At 53.2% G+C, this 5065-nt stretch carries 7 protein-coding genes; 2 read left to right on the top strand and 5 right to left on the bottom strand.

The genetic code is table 11. The features are described from left to right. Nucleotides 1-240 precede the first annotated feature (240 nt). A complete protein-coding gene (gene osmB, locus ACE38U_RS22275; protein ID WP_008461331.1) occupies nt 241-459 on the top strand; it encodes an osmotically-inducible lipoprotein OsmB in 219 nt (72 codons plus the stop codon). A gap of 132 nt (nt 460-591) precedes the next feature. Here the strand turns inward: osmB and yciH are convergent, their stop codons facing one another. The 5 genes from yciH to pgpB form a co-directional block, all read right to left on the bottom strand. After that, entirely contained in the window at nt 592-918 is a 327-nt protein-coding gene (yciH, locus tag ACE38U_RS22270) for a stress response translation initiation inhibitor YciH (RefSeq protein ID WP_038471942.1), read from the bottom strand. Beyond that, nucleotides 918-1655 (bottom strand): orotidine-5'-phosphate decarboxylase, encoded by a 738-nt coding sequence (pyrF, locus tag ACE38U_RS22265; RefSeq protein WP_176983092.1) that lies wholly within the window; start codon nt 1653-1655, stop codon nt 918-920. Before pyrF ends, yciH begins: the two co-directional genes overlap by 1 nt. A gap of 195 nt (nt 1656-1850) precedes the next feature. Then, nucleotides 1851-3020 carry a lipopolysaccharide assembly protein LapB gene (gene lapB, locus ACE38U_RS22260; RefSeq protein ID WP_038471935.1) on the bottom strand — a complete coding sequence of 390 codons (1170 nt, stop codon included), beginning with the start codon at nt 3018-3020 and terminating at the stop codon, nt 1851-1853. 6 nt (nt 3021-3026) lie between these two features. Beyond that, on the bottom strand, nt 3027-3332 hold the full coding sequence (locus ACE38U_RS22255; protein ID WP_038471931.1) for a LapA family protein: 306 nt from the start codon (nt 3330-3332) through the stop codon (nt 3027-3029). Between the two features lie 140 nt (nt 3333-3472). After that, entirely contained in the window at nt 3473-4237 is a 765-nt protein-coding gene (gene pgpB / locus ACE38U_RS22250) for a phosphatidylglycerophosphatase B (RefSeq protein WP_038471928.1), read from the bottom strand. 206 nt (nt 4238-4443) lie between these two features. Between pgpB and ribA the strand changes: the two genes are divergently transcribed. Then, complete coding sequence (gene ribA, locus ACE38U_RS22245; RefSeq protein ID WP_038471924.1) at nt 4444-5034, top strand: GTP cyclohydrolase II; 591 nt, start codon at nt 4444-4446, stop codon at nt 5032-5034. Nucleotides 5035-5065 lie beyond the last annotated feature (31 nt).

Below are 5065 nucleotides of genomic sequence, written 5' to 3'. Positions count from 1 at the left end.
GACACGGGCTTTTCCTCTCTCAGAATATTCCCACGCTGCAATTAAGAGTTTTTACCTGTGTTAATCATGTGGGAAAATTAGAATAGAATTTAGCGATATAACAGGGAGTAATAAACGCACCTGCTGTTTTTCGAGCTTATATCGCGACATCGTTTCACGACCCGCCCGGTAAAGTGGTGAATTGTTACTATACTTAACTGAGACTGGCTTCCGTGAATCAATTATTCTGGAGAAAGTATGATGACCTTAAATAACAAAAAAGTGGCCGCTGCAATGCTGGCTATTACCCTCGCAATGTCCTTAAGCGCATGTTCTAACTGGTCTAAGCGTGACCGCAACACGGCAATCGGCGCAGGTGCCGGTGCGCTGGGCGGCGCAGTGCTGACCGACGGCAGCACGCTGGGGACACTTGGCGGTGCGGCGGTAGGCGGTATTATCGGTCACCAGGTGGGTAAATAAGGCAGGACGCCAGCAAAAGCTAACCCGCTTTGACGAATTCATTACGTGTTAATTTTTCAGGTCTGACTAACAGCAGTTAAAATAAAAGGCCACGGCATTTACCGTGGCCCATTAATTAATATTTTAAACGGTTTAACCGCCGGCGAGTTTAACCTTCATGCCCTTCGCTTCCAGCAGTGACTTTATCAAATCACGCTTGTCGCCCTGGATTTCGATTACGCCGTCTTTTACCGCTCCGCCGCAGCCGCACTTCTTCTTAAGCTCGGCCGCTATGCCCGCGAGTGTCGCATCATCGGCATCAATGCCGGTAATCAGACAGACCCCTTTCCCCTTACGTCCGCTCGTTTGCTTCTGGATGCGAACGATACCGTCACCCTTTGGGCGCTGTACTTCGGTTTTAGGCTCATCAATACGGCCGGTTTCGGTGGAGTACACCAGGCGGCTATTAGTGTCTTTCATTACGCCTCCTGCACCAGCGACGCACGGATTTCACGCAGCGTTTGCGCCGGATCGGACGATTGGGTGATCGGGCGTCCAATTACCATAAAGTCTACTCCGGACTGCTGAGCCTGCTGCGGCGTCATAATACGGCGCTGATCGCCGGCATCACTGCCGACAGGACGGATCCCCGGCGTGACCAGCTTAAACTCGTGACCTAATGCAGCCTTGAAGCGAACGGCTTCCTGCGCGGAACACACTACGCCATCCAGACCGCACTCTTTTGTCAGGGTAGCCAGGCGCTCAGCATAATCCGCCGGGCTGGCCTTAATGCCTAAATCAGCCAGATCGCTGGCTTCCATGCTGGTGAGAACGGTAACGGCAATCAGCAATGGCGCATCTTTCCCGAAAGGCGCCAGCGCTTCTTTTGCAGCACGCATCATACGTGCCCCACCTGTTGCATGAACGTTTACCATCCAGACACCCATTTCTGCCGCAGCGGCAACCGCACGCGCGGTGGTGTTAGGGATATCGTGGAATTTCAAATCCAGGAAAACGTCAAAACCACGCTGATGCAAATCCCCCACCAGCTGCGGGCCAAACAGAGTGAACATCTCTTTGCCCACCTTCAGGCGGCAATCGCGGGGATCGATACGGTCAACGAAGGCCAGCGCGCTATCGCGGTTATCGTAATCAAGGGCAACGACAATCGGTGATTCAGTGGCAACACGGGAGGAGGATGACGCAGTTGAGTTCATGGCAAAACCTTCTGACTGTTGGGCACCGGCGCGGCGCAAAAAGTTAAACGGCAGCATTCTACTCGTCAGACCGACAAATTCACAGCCGCGATTGCGCCCTGCTAAGCGATAATTGCACCGGGTTGAAGTATAGAAATGAATTAACGCGTTTAGTATGTTGTAACTAAAGTACGCTTTTTTAAAAAGTGCCGCAGGCTATTGCCCGTCCAGCCCGCGGATAGGTTTCACCGTTGACCACGCGCGGCACGACGGACAATGCCAGTACATGGTGTAGGCGGTGAAGCCGCATTTCTGGCAGCGGTAACGTGGTTTGGTACGAATTTGTTCACCAACCATGTCCCGCAGGACCATCAGGCTCTCTTTCGCACGCCCTTCTTCCGCTTCATGCAGGTGGTAGTCCATCAGGCGATGGAACACGCGCATCGTCGGGTGGCGCTGAAGCTGACGGTTGATATACAGCTGGGCCGTTTCGGCGCCCTCTCGCTGTTCGAGAATGCTTGCCAGCATGAGTTCGGCCACTGCCCCGCTGTTCTCTTCCACACAGCGCCGGAGGAAAGCTTCCCACTCATCAGGTTTACCCAGCTGTTGATAGCAGACCTGGAGCATCTCCAGCGTTTCGCTCACCAGTTCGCTGTCCTGCTCAATCACGCGCTTCAACGAGTCTACCGCTTTGGCATACTCGCCCTTTTCCATAAAAATGCGCCCCATCATGATGGAAACACGGGCACAGTTTTTGTCTGCTGCGGCACCTTTTTTCAGCAACGACATCGCTTTGTCAGACTCGTCATTGCCGATATTTTGCAGCGCAAGTTCGCAGTAGAAGTGAGCGATTTCCACACGCTGCTTATCTTTACCGAGCTTGACCAGCCTTTCAGCAACGTCAATAGCCTTCTGCCAGTCACTGGTCGCCTGGTGAATTTGCAGCAGCTGCTGCAGCGCGCTAACCCGGAAGTCGGTCTCGTCGATAAGCTGGCTGAACATGTCTTCCGCGCGATCATAAAGCCCGGCGGCCATGTAGTCTTTGCCAAGCTGCTGAACGGCAAGCAGGCGCTGGTCATAGTTCAGCGACGCGCTTTCCATCAAGGACTGGTGGATACGAATGGCGCGATCAACTTCGCCACGCTGGCGGAAGAGGTTGCCTAGAGTAAGGTGGGCTTCGACGGTGCCGGTGTCCTCTTTGAGCATATCGAGGAACAAATCGACCGCTTTGTCCTGCTGGTTGGCCAGCAGGAAGTTCACCCCTGCCACGTAGTCGCGAGAAAGGCGGCTGGCTTCCTGCTGTTTGTCTTGTAACGCACTTCTGCGCCCCATGTACCAGCCATAAGCGGCCGCAACGGGTAACAGCAGAAACAGCAGTTCCAACATAGAGGATTATTCCTTCACAGCCGGCACAACGGGTGCCGAAACATCAGCGGCGGGAGTTACCTGCTGCTCAAGACGTTTAATTTTGCGCTCGGCACGGGCCAGCGAAACGCGGACTCGCAGCCAGAACAGACCGCAGATCAGCCATCCAATGATAAACCCTGCGGCAAACAGTATGGCCAGCAGAGTTGAAACACGATACTCGCCCTGCGCCAGCAGGTAGTTAAAGTTCACCACCTGATCGTTTTGCGCGCCCAGCGTGACGGACACCACGAAGATGGCAAGTACCAGTAAGAAAATGAATAAATATTTCACATTACATCCCGTTATGTGGTCACAGAGGACTCAGCCAGGCCAAAAATGAATCCCGGAGGTATAAACTACCATTTCAGGCGAAACCGGGGAATCCAAAAACCACCGCCAATTCATAAGAAATGGGGGTTAAAACACTATTCTCAAGTTTTTTCGCTTCGTTCGGCTATTTCCTGGTCTTCTTCAGCCGGAGGTGTAAGCGGTCCACACCAGCGCTGAGCAAGCCAGGTAGCCAGAGTCACTAACAGCGCGGAGATAACCGTGGCTACGGCTAAGTCACGCGGCCAGTGCATGCCCAGCAGTAAACGGCTGCCCATGACGCCGGTTGCCCATAGCAGCAAAACGGCCAACGTAACTTTCCGCCTGCGTGGCCAAAGCAATCCTACGCCCAAAAGCGCCCAGCTTGCCGCGAACATCGTATGGCCTGAAGGAAAAGCAAAGCCGGTTTCAAACTGCCAGTGTTGGCGTAACCAGCCGGGAATTTCTTGCTGCCCTTCTAGCTGCGCTTTGACTAACTCCGCACGCTGCGTACGCTTTAAATTGTAGAACTCGTCAGTGGGGATATGGTGAGTTTTTTCGAGCCATACGACAAACGGCCGGGGTTCCTGCACTTTATTCTTAATAACGGACTTAATGCCCTGACCTATAAGGATAGCTGCCGCAAGGATAGCAAATAACATCAGCGCAGGCTTAAGGCGGTAACGCAGGCACCACAGAAACCAGGCGAAAAGAACAACATGGGTAATGACTCCCCAGGGTTGAGTCACGGTTTCAGTGACCCAATAAAGCATTTTTAACACGCTTTCATTGCCACCCGGTGCCCATTGCCAGCCGCTGAACCAGACGCTTAACGGCATGATTAAAAGAAGAATTGTGCCCGCTGTGATGCGTTTTGCTATTGCCTGCATGAAGACCTCATGGTAGTGAAAGCCCTTAAAGAATAACCGAAAAACGTTAGAGATGGCTAAACCGCGTGGGAGTAATTGGCAAAAATGGCTTTTTCACCCGCCAATGAAGCGAAGTACCTCGCGTTATGGCAAAATATCCGGCATTAACGTACAGGCCAGAGTTCTGGCAGACACCTCGGTGTCGAAATAAGTACCTGGAGAATCACATGCAGCTTAAACGTGTGGCAGAAGCCAAACTGCCAACCCCATGGGGCGATTTCCTGATGGTGGGTTTTGAAGAAGTGGCAACGGGGCAGGATCATGTTGCTCTGGTTTACGGTGATATCAGCGGAGAAGATCCTGTTCTGGCGCGCGTTCACTCCGAGTGCTTAACCGGTGACGCCCTGTTCAGCCTGCGCTGCGACTGCGGCTTCCAGCTTGAAGCAGCGCTGACTCAGATTGCCGAACAGGGCCGTGGCGTTCTGCTTTACCATCGTCAGGAAGGCCGTAATATTGGTCTGCTGAATAAAATCCGCGCCTATGCGCTGCAGGATAAAGGCTACGACACGGTAGAAGCTAACCATCAGCTCGGTTTTGCCGCCGATGAGCGTGACTTTACGCTGTGCGCCGATATGTTCAAACTGCTGGGCGTTGATGCCGTGCGTTTGCTGACCAACAACCCGAAAAAAGTCGAGATCCTGACCGAAGCCGGGATCAACATCGTTGAGCGAGTGCCGCTAATCGTCGGCCGCAATCCGAAGAACGCGCACTACCTGGACACCAAAGCGGCCAAAATGGGCCATCTGCTGTCAGAGTAATCGAGTTCCTGTTACAGAAAAGCCCCATGTT

The organism is Cedecea selenatireducens, assembly GCF_042138895.1.
GTDB classification, from domain to species: Bacteria; Pseudomonadota; Gammaproteobacteria; order Enterobacterales; family Enterobacteriaceae; genus Cedecea; species Cedecea selenatireducens.
This window is presented reverse-complemented; position numbering and strand designations above follow the sequence as displayed.